This window comes from Variovorax paradoxus, assembly GCF_902712855.1.
GTDB classification, from domain to species: domain Bacteria; phylum Pseudomonadota; class Gammaproteobacteria; order Burkholderiales; family Burkholderiaceae_C; genus Variovorax; species Variovorax paradoxus_Q.
In genome coordinates, this window is sequence record NZ_LR743507.1 from 1,802,379 (window position 1) to 1,818,798 (window position 16,420).

General features: G+C 69.8%; 15 protein-coding genes. 10 read left to right on the forward strand and 5 right to left on the reverse strand.

The annotated features are described in order from the left end of the window. Positions 1-27: 27 nt before the first annotated feature. Positions 28-732, forward strand: a complete 705-nt coding sequence (gene queC, locus AACL56_RS08010) for a 7-cyano-7-deazaguanine synthase QueC (protein WP_339089297.1) — start codon at positions 28-30, stop codon at positions 730-732. Here queC and AACL56_RS08015 read toward each other — a convergent pair. Together AACL56_RS08015 and AACL56_RS08020 are read right to left on the reverse strand one after the other, a co-directional pair. Next, the gene (locus AACL56_RS08015; protein WP_339089298.1) at positions 714-2,510 is read right to left on the reverse strand and encodes an ABC transporter ATP-binding protein/permease; all 1,797 of its coding nucleotides are present in this window, start codon (positions 2,508-2,510) and stop codon (positions 714-716) included. The genes queC and AACL56_RS08015 overlap by 19 nt on opposite strands. Before the next feature lie 148 nt (positions 2,511-2,658). Beyond that, on the reverse strand, positions 2,659-3,219 hold the full coding sequence (locus AACL56_RS08020; protein ID WP_339089299.1) for a phosphonate degradation HD-domain oxygenase: 561 nt from the start codon (positions 3,217-3,219) through the stop codon (positions 2,659-2,661). A gap of 294 nt (positions 3,220-3,513) precedes the next feature. On the opposite strand from AACL56_RS08020, the gene AACL56_RS08025 reads away from it, so the two are divergent. From AACL56_RS08025 to AACL56_RS08050, 6 genes are all read left to right on the forward strand, one after another. Further along, a complete protein-coding gene (locus AACL56_RS08025) occupies positions 3,514-4,548 on the forward strand; it encodes a putative 2-aminoethylphosphonate ABC transporter substrate-binding protein (RefSeq protein ID WP_339089300.1) in 1,035 nt (344 codons plus the stop codon). Between the two features lie 27 nt (positions 4,549-4,575). Further along, positions 4,576-5,649, forward strand: coding sequence for an ABC transporter ATP-binding protein (locus AACL56_RS08030; protein ID WP_339089301.1), 1,074 nt, complete (start codon positions 4,576-4,578; stop codon positions 5,647-5,649). A gap of 105 nt (positions 5,650-5,754) precedes the next feature. Then, positions 5,755-7,470, forward strand: coding sequence for a putative 2-aminoethylphosphonate ABC transporter permease subunit (locus AACL56_RS08035; protein ID WP_339089302.1), 1,716 nt, complete (start codon positions 5,755-5,757; stop codon positions 7,468-7,470). Next, positions 7,471-8,610 (forward strand): TIGR03364 family FAD-dependent oxidoreductase, encoded by a 1,140-nt coding sequence (locus tag AACL56_RS08040; RefSeq protein ID WP_339089303.1) that lies wholly within the window; start codon positions 7,471-7,473, stop codon positions 8,608-8,610. Between the two features lie 63 nt (positions 8,611-8,673). Further along, positions 8,674-8,802, forward strand: coding sequence for a hypothetical protein (locus AACL56_RS08045; RefSeq protein WP_339089304.1), 129 nt, complete (start codon positions 8,674-8,676; stop codon positions 8,800-8,802). A gap of 97 nt (positions 8,803-8,899) precedes the next feature. Further along, positions 8,900-10,162 carry an MFS transporter gene (locus AACL56_RS08050; RefSeq protein WP_339089305.1) on the forward strand — a complete coding sequence of 421 codons (1,263 nt, stop codon included), beginning with the start codon at positions 8,900-8,902 and terminating at the stop codon, positions 10,160-10,162. On the opposite strand, the gene AACL56_RS08055 is transcribed toward AACL56_RS08050, so the two are convergent. Further along, the gene (locus AACL56_RS08055; RefSeq protein WP_339089306.1) at positions 10,110-11,528 is read right to left on the reverse strand and encodes a PLP-dependent aminotransferase family protein; all 1,419 of its coding nucleotides are present in this window, start codon (positions 11,526-11,528) and stop codon (positions 10,110-10,112) included. The genes AACL56_RS08050 and AACL56_RS08055 overlap by 53 nt on opposite strands. Before the next feature lie 98 nt (positions 11,529-11,626). On the opposite strand from AACL56_RS08055, the gene AACL56_RS08060 reads away from it, so the two are divergent. The 3 genes from AACL56_RS08060 to AACL56_RS08070 are packed head-to-tail and all read left to right on the forward strand — an operon-like array spanning position 11,627 to position 13,834. Continuing rightward, complete coding sequence (locus AACL56_RS08060; RefSeq protein WP_339089307.1) at positions 11,627-11,815, forward strand: DUF2970 domain-containing protein; 189 nt, start codon at positions 11,627-11,629, stop codon at positions 11,813-11,815. Continuing rightward, positions 11,812-12,531: a c-type cytochrome gene (locus tag AACL56_RS08065; protein WP_339089308.1), complete on the forward strand. Its 720-nt coding sequence runs from the start codon at positions 11,812-11,814 to the stop codon at positions 12,529-12,531. Before AACL56_RS08060 ends, AACL56_RS08065 begins: the two co-directional genes overlap by 4 nt. A gap of 13 nt (positions 12,532-12,544) precedes the next feature. After that, positions 12,545-13,834: a cytochrome c gene (locus AACL56_RS08070; protein WP_339089309.1), complete on the forward strand. Its 1,290-nt coding sequence runs from the start codon at positions 12,545-12,547 to the stop codon at positions 13,832-13,834. An 81-nt stretch (positions 13,835-13,915) separates the two neighbouring features. Here AACL56_RS08070 and AACL56_RS08075 read toward each other — a convergent pair whose 3' ends face one another. Beyond that, complete coding sequence (locus AACL56_RS08075; protein ID WP_339089310.1) at positions 13,916-16,162, reverse strand: phosphocholine-specific phospholipase C; 2,247 nt, start codon at positions 16,160-16,162, stop codon at positions 13,916-13,918. Positions 16,163-16,209: 47 nt separating this feature from the next. Beyond that, complete coding sequence (locus tag AACL56_RS08080; RefSeq protein ID WP_339089311.1) at positions 16,210-16,407, reverse strand: hypothetical protein; 198 nt, start codon at positions 16,405-16,407, stop codon at positions 16,210-16,212. Positions 16,408-16,420: the final 13 nt, after the last annotated feature.

Consider the following 16,420-nt stretch of genomic DNA (forward strand, 5'->3'; position numbering starts at 1 on the left):
ACTACAGCGGCCGGGCCGCTGACCGCTATGCCCCTGCACACCACCGCCCTCGTCCTGTTCTCCGGCGGCCAGGACTCGACCACCTGCCTCGCCGATGCGCTCTCCAAGTACCAGCGCGTCGAAACCCTGGGCTTCGACTACGGGCAGCGCCATCGCGTCGAGCTCGACGTGCGTGGCACCGTCCTCGCGAAGATGCGCGAGCGCTTTCCCGAGTGGGCGCCGCGCCTGGGCGAAGACCACGTGCTCACGCTGGCCGCGCTGGCGCAGCTGGGCGGCTCCTCGCTGACCGAGGAGGTCGCGTTCGCGATGCAGGCGGACGGCCTGCCCAACACCTTCGTGCCGGGCCGCAACCTGCTGTTCCTCACGCTGGCCGGTGCGCTGGCCTATCGCCGCGGGCTGCAGGTGATCGTGACCGGCGTGTGCGAGACGGATTTCTCCGGCTACCCCGACTGCCGCGACGACACCATGAAGGCGATGCAGCTCGCGCTGTCGCTCGGGCTGGAGCGCCGCCTGGTCATCGAGACGCCGCTGATGTGGATCGACAAGGCCGAGACGTGGACGCTGGCCCATCGCCTGGGCGGCGAGCCGCTGGTCGAGCTGATCGTGGAAGAGACCCACACCTGCTACCTCGGCGACCGCGTGCATCGCCAGGCCTGGGGCTACGGCTGCGGCGAATGCCCCGCCTGCGACCTGCGCAGGAAGGGCTGGGAGCGCTACGTCGCGGCCGCCTGAGGCGACGGGCCCGAGGTGCTGAGCCGGTAGCGCGCACCACCGCCGGCGCCTTCGGCCTGCGGCACCAGCGTCCAGCGCTGGTTGTGGAAGTCGCCGACCGCCGCGCGGTGCGCGATCGACACCATCGCACCGCCCGCGGCATGCACCGTGGCCGCGAGGCGCTTGTACAGCACGCCTTCGGCTTGCGCATCGAGCGCGCTGGTGATCTCGTCGGCGAACAGCCACGCCGGCTTCTTCAGCAGCACGCGCGCGATGGCGAGGCGCTGCTGTTCGCCGCCCGACAGCTTCTGGCTCCAGGCGTCGCTCTCGTCGAGCCGGCTCGTCAGGTCGGGAAGCAGGGCGTCGTTCAGGGCCTGGCGCAGCTGGTCGTCGCTGAAGTCGGCGGCCGGGTTGGGGTAGGTGAGTGCGTCGCGCAGCTTGCCGTCGGGCACGTAGGGGCGCTGCGGCATGAACATCGCGTCCTCCGGCACCTTCACATGGCCGCGCGCGAACGGCCAGATGCCGGCGAACGAGCGGAACAGCGTCGACTTGCCGCTGCCCGAAGGACCCTGCAGCAGCACGCTGTCGCCGGGCTTCACCGCCAGCGCGGCGCCGCTCAGCAGGGCGGTGCCGTCGGGCAGCGCCACAGAGAGGTCATCGGTGCGCAGCTCGGCCCCCGCGTCGCGGGCCATCGGCATCGACTGCCTGGCGTGCGCGCGCATCGCGTCGTCGAAGCTGGTCAGGCGGTCGGTGGTGGCGCGCCAGATGGCCACGCGGTCGTAGTTGTCGACGAACCAGCTCAGCGAGTCCTGCACCTTGCCGAAGGCCGATGAGATCTGCATCAGCTGGCCCAGATGGATGGCGCCGCTGAAGAAGCGCGGCGCCGCCACCAGGAACGGAAAGATCACCGCCGCCTGCCCGAAGAACGAGGTGAAGGTGATCAGGTTCTTCTGCTGCTTGATGAGCTGCAGGTAGTTGCGCAGCACGCTGCCGAAGCGCATGTCGAGCTGGCCGTGCTCGACCTTCTCGCCCTTGTCCAGCGCAATGGCTTCGCTGTATTCGCGCACCCGCACCAGATGGTGGCGGAAGTCGGCTTCGAAGCGCTGCTGCCGGAAGTTGATGCCGATCAGCGGCCGCCCGATGAAGTGCGTGATCACCGTGCCCACCACGCAATAGGCCACTGCCAGCCACACCATCGCACCTGCGATCTGGTAGGTGCTCCCGCCCACGGAGAAGTCGAAGCTGCCCGACAGCGTCCACAGGATGCCGACGAAGCTCACCAGCGTGACTACCGCATTCAGCAGGCCCATCGACAGCGTCATCGTGTAGTCGGTGAACAGCTGCATGTCCTCCTGGATACGCTGGTCGGGGTTGTCCGGCGCGTGGCCGTCGTTGCCGGCGTAGCGTGCCAGCTCGAGGTGATAGAAGGTGCGGTCGGCCATCCAGCGCGAGAGGTAGTCGCGCGTCATCCAGGTGCGCCAGCGCAGCTGCAGCAGTTGCGTCACGTAGAACTTGAGCACCTGTACCGCGATGTTGAAGAACGCGATCCATCCGAACACGCCCACTTCACGCCAGAAGACCGCCGCGTCCTTGTTCTGCAGCGCGTCGTAGAAGCGGCCGTACCACTGGTTGCCCAGCACGGCGACGTACACGTACAGCAGGTTCAGCGCGACGATGCCCAGCAGCATCGCGCGGGCGCGCCATTTCTCTTCGGAACGGAAGTAGGGCGCGGCCAGCCTGAAGACGCGGCGCAGTACCTGCGCGAAGGTGGCGGCACGCGCGGTGACGGATGAAGACATTCGGTTTTTCCTCGCAGGCGCCCGAGCGCCATTCATCGTGAGGAAGCCATAGTAGACAAATGTTTCTTAAACCGGCCTGAAGCGGCCAGCGGCCGCGGTTCCGGCGGCAGGAAAAGAGGGGCGAGGCAGGGGCGGGGGCCGGGTCCGGTCAGGGGAGCATGACCCGCGCCGCAGTCGCCAGGAAATGCGCCAGCGGCGGCGTTTCCAGGCCCTCGACCTTGGCCTCTTCGTCCCACAGCCGCAGCCGCACCGCATCGGCCGCCCACGAATGCGCGGCGAATCGCGTTGCCGCCGCTTCGTCCATCACGCCGCCCTGCAGTGCGAGGCTGCGCACCGAATCGGGAGAGAGCTTCGAGAAGTAGCCGGGCCGCGTGGCGCACAGGTAGCGTTTGGCGTCCACGTGCAGCCTGATCGGCTCGCGTACCTCGACGTCGAAGGCGCCGCGCAGCAGGGGCAGGGCAATGTATTGGTGGCGGTCGTCGATGCCCAGTTCGGTGGGCGAGCGCGACAGCGTCTGGTGCTCGGCGATCAGCATGTGGCCGAGGTCGTGCAGCAGCGCGGCGGTCACCAGTGCATCGCTTGCGCCGGCCTGTTCGGCGAGCCAGGCGCATTGCAGCGCGTGCTCCAGCTGCGACACCGGCTCGCCCGCGTAGGCGACCCCGCCCCGTTCGGCGAACAGGCGGGCGATCTCGGCGAGGTCGATGGTCATGGCGTGGAGCGCAGCGGTCGGAGCAAAGGCGCGGGCAATAACGGGCAATAGCCCGCGCAGTCTGGCCGGGCGCGATGACATGCGCATGACGACCCTGCCGGCGGCTGGCGCTGTTTTGTGGATTTGGGGTTTTTTGCGGCATCTGACAAATGCCTGTCACATGCCGCTGCCAGCATCGCCCCCATTCGTCGAGCAGGGCCTGCGTACTTTCGCTTGCCTTGCCCGGGGTTCCAGGCATCGCGTTTTTCCTGTCTCTCTCTCTATTCCTACTTTCTCCCGAGGAGAACCTCCACCATGCTGCATCGTCAAATCCGCCGCGCCCTCGTGCCCGCCGTCCTGTTCTCGCTGGCCTTCGCCGCATCGGCCCAGGGCCGCACCGAGCTGCTGGTCTACACCGCGCTCGAGGCCGACCAGGTGCAGGCCTACAAGGCCGCCTTCGAAAAGGAGAACCCGAGCATCGAGCTGAAGTTCGTGCGCGATTCCACCGGCATCGTCACCGCCAAGCTGCTGGCCGAAAAGGCCAACCCGCAGGCCGACGTGGTGTGGGGCCTGGCCGCCACATCGCTGATGCTGCTCGACAAGGAAGGCATGCTGCAGCCGTATGCGCCGAAGGGCCTCGACGCCGTGAAGGCCACCATGCGCGACCCGGCCAACCCGCCCAAGTGGGTCGGCATGGACGTGTGGTCGTCGGCCATCTGCTTCAACACCGCCGAAGCGAGCAAGAAGAACCTGCCCAAGCCCACGAGCTGGGCCGACCTCACGAACCCGGTCTACAAGGGCCAGATCACGATGCCCAACCCGGCCGCATCGGGCACGGGCTACCTGATGGTGTCGGGATGGATCCAGATGATGGGTGAAGAGAAGGCGTGGAAGTACATGGACGCGCTGCACCAGAACATCGGCATCTACAGCCAGTCGGGCAGCAAGCCCTGCCGCCAGGCCGGTGCGGGTGAATTCGCGCTGGGCATGTCCTTCGAATACCGCGCCAACAAGACCAAGCGCGACGGCGCTCCCATCGACATCGTGCTGCCGAAGGAAGGCCTCGGCTGGGACATGGAAGCCACCGGGATCATCAAGACCAGCAAGAAGCAGGACGCCGCCAAGGTGCTGGCCGACTGGGCCGTGACGAAGCAGGCCAACGAGCTCTACGCGAAGAACTTCGCCGTGCTCGCGCTGCCGGGCATCCAGGAAAAGCTGGAGTTCGTGCCGGGCGACGTCGAGAAGCTGCTGGCCAAGAACGACTTCACCTGGGCCGCTGCCAACCGCGACCGCATCCTGACGGAATGGTCCAAGCGCTACGAGTCCAAGTCCGAGAAGAAGCCACTCTGATCGACTGAAACGAAGCGGTATCCGGCCATGACGAGCAGCAGCTTTCTTTCCCTCCGCGGCATCGGCAAGTCGTTCGGCGCCACGCGCGTGCTCGACGGCATCGACCTGGACATCGAGCCCGGCGAGTTCGTGTGCCTGCTCGGCCCTTCGGGCTGCGGCAAGACCACGCTGCTGCGCATCGTCTGCGGCATCGAGCGTGCCGACGGCGGCCAGATCCTGCTCGGCGGCCAGGACATCGCGGGCCTGCCGCCCGCGGCGCGCGGCTTCGGCGTGGTGTTCCAGTCGTATGCACTGTTCCCCAACCTGACGGCGGCGCAGAACATCGCCTACGGACTGCATCCCACGGGCGCGCTGGCCCGCGAGATGGCCAAGCGCTCGCGCGAGATGCTCGACCTGGTCGGGCTCGCGGCGCATGCCGATAAGTACCCGGTGCAGCTCTCCGGCGGCCAGCAGCAGCGCATCGCACTGGCGCGGGCACTGGCCCCGAACCCGCGGCTGCTGCTGCTCGACGAGCCGCTCTCCGCGCTCGACGCGCAGGTGCGCGCCAGCCTGCGCAGCGAGATCCGCGCGCTGCAGAAGCGCCTGGGCATCGTCACCATCATGGTCACGCACGACCAGGAAGAGGCCCTCTCGATGGCCGACCGCGTGGTGCTGATGCACAACGGCCGCATCGAGCAGGCCGGCACGCCCGCCGAGCTGTACCGCCAGCCGCGCACCCGCTTCGTGGCCGGCTTCGTCGGCCGCATGAACATGCTGCCCGCCACCGTGCTGGCCGACGGCAAGGTGCGCGTGCGCGACAGCGAACTGTTCTGCGCGCCCGGCAATGTCAGCGTGGGCTCGCAGGCGACAGTGGGCATCCGCCCCGAGCACGTGGTGGTCAAGCGCTACGGCACCGACCTGGGCACCAACAGCTTCGCCGCGCGCCTGCTCGATACCGAGTTCTTCGGCAACCGCACCTCGGCGCGGCTGGCCTGCGAGCCCCTGGGCATCGAGATCGAGGCCGAACTGCCCGCAGACGCGCGAGGCGGCAGCGAGCCGCTGGTGCCGAGCAGCATGGTGCACATCCAGCTTCCGCTGAACGCGCTGTCGGTCCTGGCGTGAAATGAACCCACCCCCGAATCTCCGCGCACTTCGTGTCGCTTCGGATCCCCCCTCGAGGGGGCGCACCCGGCGGCCCGGCCAAGCCGGTTCCATGGGTGCTCCCGCATGAGCAGCACACCCGACGCCATCGCCGCGCGGCCCGTGACGATGCCGAGACGCAGTGCCTTCGACCGCGAGCGCTGGCTGACCGGCGCAGCCGTCGCGCTGATGGTGGCGCTGCTGGTCGTGATCGTCGCGCTGCCGGTCGGCGCGCTGGTCGGCCAGAGCTTCTTCGACCGCGCGGGGGCGTTCGTGGGCCTGGCCAACTTCGCGCGCTATCTCGACAACCCGGCGCTGGTGCAATCGGCCTTCAACAGCCTGGGGCTGGCCGCTATCAGCGCTGTCATCTGCACGGGCATTGCGTACGTGTACGCCTATGGCCTCACGCTGTCGTGCATGCCGGGCAAGGGCGTGCTGCGCGCGGTGGCGCTCGTGCCGCTGCTCGCGCCGTCGCTGCTGCCGGCCATCAGCCTCGTGTATCTCTTCGGCAACCAGGGCCTGTTCAAGGGGCTGCTGGGCGAGGCGTCGATCTACGGCCCGCTGGGCATCGTGCTCGGCTCGGTGTTCTGGACGCTGCCGCATGCGCTGCTGATCCTCACCACCGCCATGGCCACGTCCGACGGCCGGCTGTACGAGGCCGCGCAGACGCTGGGCGCCTCGCGCTGGCGCATCTTCCGCACGGTGACGCTGCCGTCGTCGCGCTACGGGCTGATCGTGGCCGCAATGGTGGTGTTCGTGCTGGTCATCACCGACTTCGGCGTGCCGAAGGTGGTGGGTGGCCAGACCGGCGTGCTCGCCACCGACATCTACAAGCAGGTGGTGGGACAGCAGAACTTCCAGATGGGCGCGGTCGTCGGCCTAGTGCTGCTCATTCCCGCGGTGCTGTCGTTCCTGGTCGAGCGGCGCGCGCGCAGCAGGCAGGCCGCTGCGCTCTCGGCGCGCGCGACGCCCTACCAGCCCGAGCCCGTGAAGTCGCGCGACCGCGCGCTGCTCGCGTTCTGCGTGCTCACGGCGCTCGCCATCGGGGTGATGATCGGCATGGCGGTGTTCGCGTCGCTGGCCACCTACTGGCCGTACAAGCTCACACCCTCGCTGAAGAACTACGACTTCAGCAACATGGACGGCGGCGGCTGGGGCAGCTACTTCAACTCGCTGCGGCTGGCGGTGTGCGCGGCGGTGGCCGGCGCGTTCGTCACCTTCATCTCGGCCTACCTCGTCGAGAAGCCGCGCCACTTCGGCCCGCTGCGCGAGCTGCTGAACCTGCTGGCCAACCTGCCGCTGGCGGTGCCGGGGCTGGTGCTGGGCGTGGGCTACATCTTCTTCTTCATCTCGCCCTCGAATCCGCTGCGCGCCATCTACGGCAGCATGACCATCCTGGTGGTCTGCACCGTGGCGCACTTCTTCTCGGTGGCGCACCTGACCTCGCTCACCGCGCTGCGCCAGCTCGACCGGGAGTACGAGCTGGTGTCCGAGTCGATGGGCGTGCCGTTCTGGCGCACGCTGTGGCGCGTTCACCTGCCGGTGGCGCTGCCCACCGTGCTCAACGTGGGCGGCTATTTCTTCGTCAACGCGATGACGACCGTGTCGGCCGTCGTGTTCCTCTATTCGCCGCAGACCACGCTGGCGGCCATCGCGGTGCTCAACATGGACGACGCCGGCGACGTCGCGCCCGCCGCGGCCATGGCCTCGCTGATCATGCTCACGGCCGCCATCGGCCGGGGCGTGTTCGCGCTCGCGGGGCACTGGGCGCTCAAGCGCACCCAAACCTGGAGACACCGGTAGATGACCGGCACGCAAGCGAACCATCCCGATCATTTCGACCTCATCGTGGTCGGCGCCGGCATCGTCGGCCTGGCCCATGCCTACACCGCCGCGCTGCGCGGCCTGAAGGTGTGCGTGGTCGAGCGCGACGCCGCCTGCATCGGCGCGTCGATCCGCAACTTCGGCTTCATCACCATCACCGGCCAGGCGCCGGGCGACACCTGGCGCCGCGCCATGCAGGCACGCGAGGTGTGGCAGCGGATCGCGCCGTACGCCGGCATCGACGTCGTGCACCGCAACCTGTGGCTCGCGGCCTACCGCCCCGAGGCGAACGCCGTGCTCGAGGCCTTCATGCGCACGCCGATGGGCGAGTCCTGCGAGCTGCTCGATGCCGCCGACGCACAGGCCAAGGCACCGGCCCTGGCACTGGCCGATGCGCAGTCGGTGCTGTTCAGCCCGCACGAGCTGCGCGTGGAATCGCGCACCGCCATCGGCCGGCTCGCGAAGTGGCTGGCCGAGGCGCACGGCGTGAGCTTCCGCTTCGGCGAAGCCGTGCTCGAAGTGGAAGCGCCGCGCGTGCGCACCTCGCGCGGCACGCTCCACGCCGAGCGCGTGGCGGTCTGCACCAACACCGACCTGCACGGCCTGTTCGCCGATCGCATCGCCGCGCACGAGCTCACGCTGTGCCGGCTGCAGATGCTGCGCGTGAAGCCCGAGGCCGGCTTCCGCCTGCCGGGCTCGGTGATGATGGACCTGAGCCTGGTGCGCTATGAGGGCTACAGCACGCTGCCCGAGGCGGCGGCATTGCGCGCGCGCCTGCAGCAGGAGGAGGCGGCCTCGCTCGAACACGGCATCCACCTGATCGTGGTGCAGAGCGCCGACGGCTCGCTGGTGGTGGGCGACTCGCACCACTACGGCGACGCGCCCGAGCCGTTCGCGATGGAAGAGGTCGACCAGCTCATCCTGCGCCACCTGCGCAGCACGCTGAACCTGGAGACGGCGCAGGTCACCGAGCGGTGGACCGGCGTGTACCCGTCTTCGAAGACCGCGCCCTGCGTGATCGACGCGCCCGACGACGCCACGCGCGTGGTGCTGGTGACCAGCGGCACCGGCGCAAGCACCGGCTTCGGCATCGCGCAGGACGTCTTCGACGCCTGGTGATGCCGCGCGGTACGGCGCGGTGTCCGACTTGACGCGCCGGCGCACCGGCATAGCATCCGCCTCATGCGAAGCATTGCCTTTGTCCTTCTCTGCTGCCTCGGCCTGCTGACGGCCGGTTGCGACGACAAGCCGAAGCCGCCAAGCGGGCCGATGCCCAAGGCGCAGGCGGGCGTCGTGACGCCCGCGCGCTGAGCGCCTGCAGCATCGCCGCGGTGGCCACGCGCTGCCGGCGGGGCGGCGTCCCTGCGCTTTCGCCGCTCGCGGGGTATCCTCGCCTCGGAGAAAAACAATGAAGACCCAAGAGACAACCGCCCACCAGGCGGATTCGCGCTATGCCATGGCGCGCCTGGCCCTCACGCTGCTCGTCATGACCGTCGGCAGCAGCGGCATGTACGTGGTGTCGGTGATGCTGCCCGCGGTGCAGACCGAGTTCGGCATCGATCGGGCCGAGGCCTCGCTGCCCTACACGCTGCTGATGCTGGGCTTCGGCTTCGGCGGCGTGCTCATGGGCAAGCTGGCCGACCGCGTCGGCGTGATGTGGCCGCTGCTGATGGGCTCTGTCTTTCTCGGCGTCGGCTATGTCGCCACGGGCCTGTCGGGCGGCATCGTGTCGTTCACCGTCGTGCAGGCCCTGCTGGTCGGCCTGCTGGGCAGCTCGGTGGCGTTCGCGCCGCTGGTGGCCGACACCTCGCTGTGGTTCGTCAAGCGGCGCGGCATCGCCGTGGCGGTGTGCGCGAGCGGCAACTATCTGGCGGGCGCGGTGTGGCCGCCGATCGCGCAGCACTTCGTCGACACCGTGGGCTGGCGCCAGACCTACATCGGCATGGGCATCTTCTGCGGCGTGTCGATGGCGCTGCTGGCGCTCTTCTTCCGCGCCCGCCCGCCCGCGCTGGCCGAGGCCGCGCCCGCGGCGCCGGGTGCCACCGCGGTGCGCGACATGACGCGGCCCTTCGGCCTGAGCACGGGCACGGCGCAGGGCCTGCTGTGCGTGGCCGGGGTGGCCTGCTGCGTAGCGATGGCGATGCCGCAGGTGCACATCGTGGCGTACTGCGGCGACCTGGGCTACGGTCCGGCACAGGGCGCGATGATGCTGTCGCTGATGCTGGGCTTCGGCATCGTGAGCCGGCTGGTGTCGGGCGCCATCTGCGACCGCATCGGCGGGCTGCGCACGCTGATGCTCGGCGGCGTGCTGCAGTGCGTGGCGCTGCTGCTGTTCCTGCCCTTCGACGGGCTGGTGCCGCTCTACGTGATCTCGGCGCTGTTCGGCCTGTTCCAGGGCGGCATCGTGCCCTCGTACGCGATCATCGTGCGCGAGCACTTCCCGCCGAAGGAAGCCGGCGCGCGCGTGGGCACGGTGCTGATGTTCACGCTGTTCGGCATGGCGCTGGGCGGCTGGATGTCGGGCAAGGTGTTCGACCTCACGGGCAGCTACCACGCAGCCTTCCTGAACGGTATCGCGTTCAACCTGCTGAACGTGAGCATCGCGGCCTTCCTCCTGTTCAGGACGCTTCGCCGGCCAGGCGGCCTAGCGTCTGCATCGCCCGCTCGCTGACCGCGTCCCAGGGGTGGCCGTAGTTGAGCCGCAGGCAGTGGGTGAAGGCGCGCGTGGCCGAGAAGATCGGCCCCGGCGCCACGCTGATGCCGAGCTCCAGCGCCTGGCGGTGGATCTGCAGCGCGTTCGCCTGCGGCGGCAGCTCCACCCAGAGAAAGTAGCCGCCCAGCGGCCGCGTGGCGCGCGTGCCCGCTGGAAAGTAATGCCCCACGGCCTGCGCGAAGGTGGCCTGCTGCACCGCCAGCGTCTGCCGCAGCCGGCGCAGGTGCTTGTCGAGCCCGCCTTTTTCGAGGTAGCCCGCCAGCGCGAGCTGCGACGGCGCCGATGTGGCCAGCGAGGCCGTGAGCTTTTCGCGCGCGACCTGCCGCACGAAGCGCCCGGCCGAGGCCCAGCCGATGCGGTAGCCCGGCGCCAGGCACTTCGAGAACGACGAGCAGTGCAGCACCAGCCCCTGCGTGTCGAAGGCCTTGGCGGGTGCCGGGCGCCGTTCGCCGAAATAGAGCTCGGCGTACACGTCGTCCTCGATCAGCGGCAGCTGGTGCCGCGCCAGCAGCTCGACCAGCGCCTTCTTCTTCGCGTCGGGCATGAGGCTGCCCAGCGGGTTCTGGAAGGTGGTCATGAGCCAGCAGGCGGTGGGCCTGTGCGCCGCGATGGCCGCTTCGAGCGCGCCGAGGTCGATGCCTTCGCCCGGATGCGTCGGCACCTCGATGGCGCGCAGGCCGCGGCGCTCCAGCGCCTGCAGCGCGGCATAGAAGGTGGGCGACTCGACGATCACCGCGTCGCCCGGCCGGGTGACCGCCGCGAGGCAGAGGTTGAGCGCCTCGAGCGCGCCGTTGGTCACCACGATCTCGTCGGCCGGCGACTGGATGCCCTCCGCCAGGTAGCGCAGCGCGATCTGCCGGCGCAGCGCCGCACTGCCGGGCGTGAGGTCGTCCACCGTGCTCCACGGATCGAGCGACTTGGCGCTGGCGGCCATGAACTGGCCGAGCCGCTGCAGCGGGAACAGCAGCGGGCTCGGGAACGCCGAGCCGAAGGGCACCACCTTGCGCGACATGCTGGCCTCGAGGATGTCGAACACCTGCCCGCTCACGTCGAGCGACAGCGGCCCGCCGGCGGGCCGCGAGGTGTGGATGGACTCGGGCGGCGCGTCGCGCAGGCCGCCGCCGGTCACGTAATAGCCTGAGCGGTCGCGTGCGCGCACCAGCCCGCGCGCCTCGAGCAGGTAGTAGGCCTGGAACACGGTCGACGCACTGACGCCGCGGCTCTCGCCGGTGTGGCGCACCGAGGGCAGGCGGTCGCCGGTCTTCAGCGTGCCGTTGCGGATCGAGGCCTCGATGTCGGCGGCCAGGGCTTCGTAGCGCTTCATCGGAAGAGGGCGTTCATCCGCCAGCACTTTATCTGCACCGGTCAATTGGAGTGAATCTGCATCTGTTTTTTCTTGCCCGTTCGGGCCACACTCGGTCCATGTCCAATTTCATGGGCGCGGTGCGCGCCGTTCTCTGGAGCTTCATCGGGCTGGGCGGCCGCCGGGCCGATGCCGACAAGCGGACCTCGCAGGTCGGCATCCTCCCGCTGATCGGCGTGGCGCTGGTAGTGGTGCTGCTGCTGATCGCAGGACTGATCGCGCTGGCGCGCTTCGCCGCCGGCACATGACGGTGCGCGGACTGCGCTTTCTTGCGCCCGGACTGCTGCTCGCCTGGCACGTCGTGGCGGGCGCGGCCACGCCCGCCACCGTGCCCGACACCATCGAGCAGCGCGTGGCCGCCTGCATCGCCTGCCACGGCCGCGAGGGCGCCACCAGCAATGCGGGCTACTTCCCGCGCCTGGCGGGCAAGCCGGCCGGCTACCTGTACAACCAGCTGGTGAGCTTTCGCGACGGGCGCCGCTTCAACACCGACATGGCGTACATGGTGCAGCACATGTCCGACGCCTACCTGCGCGAGATCGCCGACTACTTCGCGGGGCTCGACCTGCCGTACCCGCCGGTCTCGCCCGCGAGCGACGCCACGCCCGAGGTGCTCGCGCGCGGGCGCACGCTCGCGCTGCAGGGCGACCCTGCGCGCAGGCTGCCCGCCTGCGTGCAGTGCCACGGTGCCGCGCTCACGGGCGTGCAGCCCGCCACGCCGGGGCTGCTGGGCCTGCCGCGCCTGTATCTGTCCTCGCAGCTGGGCGCATGGCTCACCAGCGAGCGGCACGCGCAGGCGCCCGATTGCATGGCCGAGGTCGGCCGCCGCATGCAGACCTCGGACGTCAACGCGGTGGCCAGCTGGCTCGCCACGCAGCCGATGCCTGCCGATGCCAAGCCCGCCGCATCGCTGCCCGCGCCGATGCCCATCGCCTGTGGCGGCACCACCGGGGCGAACAAGTGACGGAGCCGCGGCCATGAAGCTTCGGCGCGTCGCCTGGACGCTGCTCGGCCTTTTCGTGCTGCTGGCCGTGGCCGCCGGCATCGTCGTGGCGATGAACCTGCGCGGCGAAGACCCGCTGCCCGAAAAGGCGGAAGCCTTCCAGGCCACGCCGCAGCTCGTCGAGCGCGGCCGCTACCTCGCGCTGGCCGGCAACTGCGCCGGCTGCCACACCACGCGCGGCGGCGCGCCCTATGCGGGCGGGCTGCCGATCGACACGCCCTTCGGCACCGTCTACTCGAGCAACCTCACGCCCGACAACGGCACCGGCATCGGCAGCTGGAGCAGCGCGCACTTCTGGCGCGCGATGCACAACGGCCGCAGCAAGGACGGCCGGCTGCTGTACCCCGCGTTCCCGTATCCCAACTTCACGCAGGTCACCCGCGAGGATTCCGACGCCATCTATGCCTACCTGCGCAGCGTGCCCGCCGCCGCGCAGGCGAATCGCGTGCACCGCCTGCGCTTCCCGTACGACACGCAGGCGGCGCTCGCCGTGTGGCGTGCGCTGTCGTTCAGCCCGGAACCCTTCGTCGCCAACGCGGGCAAGCCCGCCGAGTGGAACCGCGGGGCCTACCTGGTCAACGGCCTCGGGCATTGCATCGCCTGCCATGGTCCGCGCAATTCGCTGGGCGCCACGGACACGCGGCTCGGCCTGTCGGGCGGCCTGATCGCGGTGGAGAACTGGTACGCGCCTTCGCTCACCGACCCGCACGAAGCCGGCGTGGCCGACTGGCCCGCGGCCGACGTGGTGGCGCTGCTGAAGAACGGCGTGTCGCCGCGCGGCTCCGTCATGGGTCCGATGGCCGACGTGGTCTTCCGCAGCACGCAGCATTTGAGCGACGCCGACCTGGGCGCGATGGCCAGCTACCTCAAGGACCTGCCGAAGGCAGCGGCCGCCGAGGCACCCGAGGCCGCGCCCGCGAAGGCGCCCATCCGCCGCGACGCCGGCACCATGGCGCGCGGCGCGAAGATCTACGACCAGCGCTGCGCCTACTGCCACGGCGACCAGGGGCAGGGCGCGGTGGGCGCCTATCCGCCGCTCGCGGGCAACCGCGCCGTCAACATGGCGCAGCCCACCAACCTGATCCAGGTGGTCTCGCACGGCGGCTTCCTGCCGACGACCGCAGGCAATCCGCGTCCCTACGGCATGCCGCCGTTCGGACAGGTGCTCGACGCGGCCGACGTGGCCGCCGTGCTGACCTACGTGCGCGGTTCCTGGGGCAACGACAGCGCGCCGGTCACGCAGCTCGACACCATGCGCCGTTGAGGCCTGCGGTTCCGGCGGTGCGCAGATGCCGCGCGGTACGAGGCACCCGCACGCCGCGGCGCCTGCCCCGCCTGCCCGCGCTCAGGGCGTGGGCAAACCCATCGCCGGATCGCTCACCGTGTGCCTGCCGGTTTCCACGCGGCCGGCGAAGCGGCGGTAGTAAGCCGGGTCCGCATCGCAGGTGACCGCGAAGTCGTACCACTGGCCACTGTCGGCGAGCTCCCAGTGCTGCTCCTTCGGCGCCGCGCCCGTCACCTCGGCCGTCCACGGACCATCGGTGCGGTAGGCCACGGGCGCGATGCTGAACCTGCACGTGCCTGCGCCGTCGTTGCGCATGCTCAGGTACACGTTGCCGTTGGCCACGTCGTAGCACACGCGCACCTCGGGCACCGGCGTGCCGCCCGCGCGCTGTGCGGCGAGGCTGCCCTTGAAATGGCGGTGGAAACCGTTGGGGCCCAGCACCCACAGGTCGTAGAGGCCGTTGTCCGCGGCGGCCGGCGTCCACGCGTCGTCGAGTGCCTTGCCTGCCTCCACCGTGTAGCGTCGCGGCAGGCGCTCGAGGTGCAGCTTGTCGTACACATGGAACACGGCCGCGGCCTTGCCGGTGTTGGAGAACAGCAGCTGCAGCTTGCCGTTGGCCGCGTCGGCCCTGGCGCTGGTGTGCAGTTCGTACGGCAGCGCGCGCGAGGGCCGCGTGCCCGTGGCCTGCTGCGGCAGCGCGCCGCCGGTCGGCGGCACCACCTGCGGCAGCACGTCCTGGTCGGCACGCAGCTTGTCGGCCTCGGCCTTGGTGCGGCTGCCCGCGAGCACCGGCAGCGTCTCCGCGTTGGGCGTGGCGAAGTTGAAGGCGCTCGTGAGGTCGCCGCACACCGCGCGGCGGAACGGGCTGATGTTGTCTTCCTTCACACCGAAGCGCGCCTCGATGAAGCGCAGCACGGAGGTGTGGTCGAACACCTGCGAGTTGACCCAGCCGCCGCGGCTCCACGGCGAGATCACGTACATCGGCACGCGCATGCCCGGCCCGTACACGTTGCCGTCGGGCGCGGGCTGCGCCGTGGGAATGCCGGGCGGCGCGGGGTGCGTGAAGTATTCGAAGGCCATGTCCTGCGCGGACAGCGTGCTCTTGCCCGCGAGCGTGGCCGCATCGGGATCGGGCGAGGGCGCGGAGGGCGAAGGCACGTGGTCGAAGTAGCCGTCGTTCTCGTCGAAGTTGACCAGCAGCACGGTCTTGCTCCAGACCTCCGGCACGGCGGTGAGCGCGTCCAGCACCTGCTGGATGTACCACGCGCCCTGCACCGGGCTCGAAGGGCCGGGGTGTTCCGAGTACACGTCCGGCGGGATCACCCACGAGACCTGCGGCAGCCGGCCGTTCTTCACGTCGGCGCGGAACGCGTCCATGATCGCGCCCGCGTCGAAGGCGGCCTGGTCGGCCACCGGCAGCGTGTTGGCCGTGCCCTTGACCAGCGGGTTGCCCGCGTCGTCGCCGGGCGCGTAGGCCGGCGATGCGCCCTGCGGCAGCGAGGTGTTCACCGGCTTCGGCGACATCTCGTTGGCCTTGCGGTAGGGCTTGAAGCCGAGCAGCGGATTGCAGCCGTAGTTGTTCGGGATGTTCTGGTAGACCATCCAGCTGACGTTGGCTTCCTGCAGGCGCTCGGCGTAGGTCTTCCACTCGTAGCCCTCGGTCGACGGGCCGGTCGAGCTCCACGCGTTCACGTTGTTCACGTAGGCCACGTTGGCGCCCGTGGGGCCGTTGGTGCCGGTCCAGTGGAACGATCGGTTGGCGTGCGTGCCGGTGTGCATCGCGCAGTGGTAGTCGTCGCAGAGCGTGAAGGCGTTGGCCAGCGCGAACTGGAACTGCAGCTCGGCCTCCTGCAGGTAGCCCATCGATTGCATGAAGGGCGTCTTGCCGGCCTTCTTGTAGCGCGGCCACTGGTACATGCGCCCGCCGTCCCACGCGTTGTGCGCGTCGACCCAGGTGTGCGGCGTGCTCGACACGCGCTGTGCGTTGCCTTGCGTGCTGTCGAGGTGGTAGGGCACCACCACGTTGCCGGCGGCGTCGAGCTGCTGCCAGACCTTGCGGCCCGCGGGCAGCGGAATGGTGAAGCGGTCGCCGAAGCCGCGCACGCCCTTGAGCGTGCCGAAGTAGTGGTCGAACGCGCGGTTCTCCTGCATCAGGATGACGATGTGCTCGACGTCCTTGATGGTGCCCGTGGCGTTGTTGGCGGGAATGGCGAGCGCGCGGCGGATGCTCGGCGGAAAGGCACTGAGCGCGACGGCGGCGAGGCCGGTGGTGGCGGTGCCGGTGAGGAACTTGCGGCGTGAATTCATGTGGGCGTTGTTGTGGTTCTTCATGGAGGGTGGGCAAGCGTGGCGGGTCAGGGCGCGCAGCGCAACTCCGGCTTGGTGCCGGTGTCCGGCGTGGCGGGAGGAGCCGGTGTCGTGGGCCCGGTGCCGGTGCCCGGCAGGCCGATGGCACCACCGCCGCCGCCGCTGCCTCCGCCGCAGGCGGACAGTGCGCAGGCAAGGGTGAACAGCGCGGGCACGAAGCACGCGCGAAGGGAGACGAGTCGCATGGGAAAGATCCTC

Excerpts from the sequence above, each read along its gene's own strand:
- queC (WP_339089297.1), top strand. The coding sequence starts at position 28 with ATGCCCCTGCACACCACCGCCCTCGTCCTGTTCTCCGGCGGCCAGGAC.
- AACL56_RS08015 (WP_339089298.1), bottom strand. The coding sequence starts at position 2,510 with ATGTCTTCATCCGTCACCGCGCGTGCCGCCACCTTCGCGCAGGTACTG.
- AACL56_RS08020 (WP_339089299.1), bottom strand. The coding sequence starts at position 3,219 with ATGACCATCGACCTCGCCGAGATCGCCCGCCTGTTCGCCGAACGGGGC.
- AACL56_RS08025 (WP_339089300.1), top strand. The coding sequence starts at position 3,514 with ATGCTGCATCGTCAAATCCGCCGCGCCCTCGTGCCCGCCGTCCTGTTC.
- AACL56_RS08030 (WP_339089301.1), top strand. The coding sequence starts at position 4,576 with ATGACGAGCAGCAGCTTTCTTTCCCTCCGCGGCATCGGCAAGTCGTTC.
- AACL56_RS08035 (WP_339089302.1), top strand. The coding sequence starts at position 5,755 with ATGAGCAGCACACCCGACGCCATCGCCGCGCGGCCCGTGACGATGCCG.
- AACL56_RS08040 (WP_339089303.1), top strand. The coding sequence starts at position 7,471 with ATGACCGGCACGCAAGCGAACCATCCCGATCATTTCGACCTCATCGTG.
- AACL56_RS08045 (WP_339089304.1), top strand. The coding sequence starts at position 8,674 with ATGCGAAGCATTGCCTTTGTCCTTCTCTGCTGCCTCGGCCTGCTGACG.
- AACL56_RS08050 (WP_339089305.1), top strand. The coding sequence starts at position 8,900 with ATGAAGACCCAAGAGACAACCGCCCACCAGGCGGATTCGCGCTATGCC.
- AACL56_RS08055 (WP_339089306.1), bottom strand. The coding sequence starts at position 11,528 with ATGAAGCGCTACGAAGCCCTGGCCGCCGACATCGAGGCCTCGATCCGC.
- AACL56_RS08060 (WP_339089307.1), top strand. The coding sequence starts at position 11,627 with ATGTCCAATTTCATGGGCGCGGTGCGCGCCGTTCTCTGGAGCTTCATC.
- AACL56_RS08065 (WP_339089308.1), top strand. The coding sequence starts at position 11,812 with ATGACGGTGCGCGGACTGCGCTTTCTTGCGCCCGGACTGCTGCTCGCC.
- AACL56_RS08070 (WP_339089309.1), top strand. The coding sequence starts at position 12,545 with ATGAAGCTTCGGCGCGTCGCCTGGACGCTGCTCGGCCTTTTCGTGCTG.
- AACL56_RS08075 (WP_339089310.1), bottom strand. The coding sequence starts at position 16,162 with ATGAATTCACGCCGCAAGTTCCTCACCGGCACCGCCACCACCGGCCTC.
- AACL56_RS08080 (WP_339089311.1), bottom strand. The coding sequence starts at position 16,407 with ATGCGACTCGTCTCCCTTCGCGCGTGCTTCGTGCCCGCGCTGTTCACC.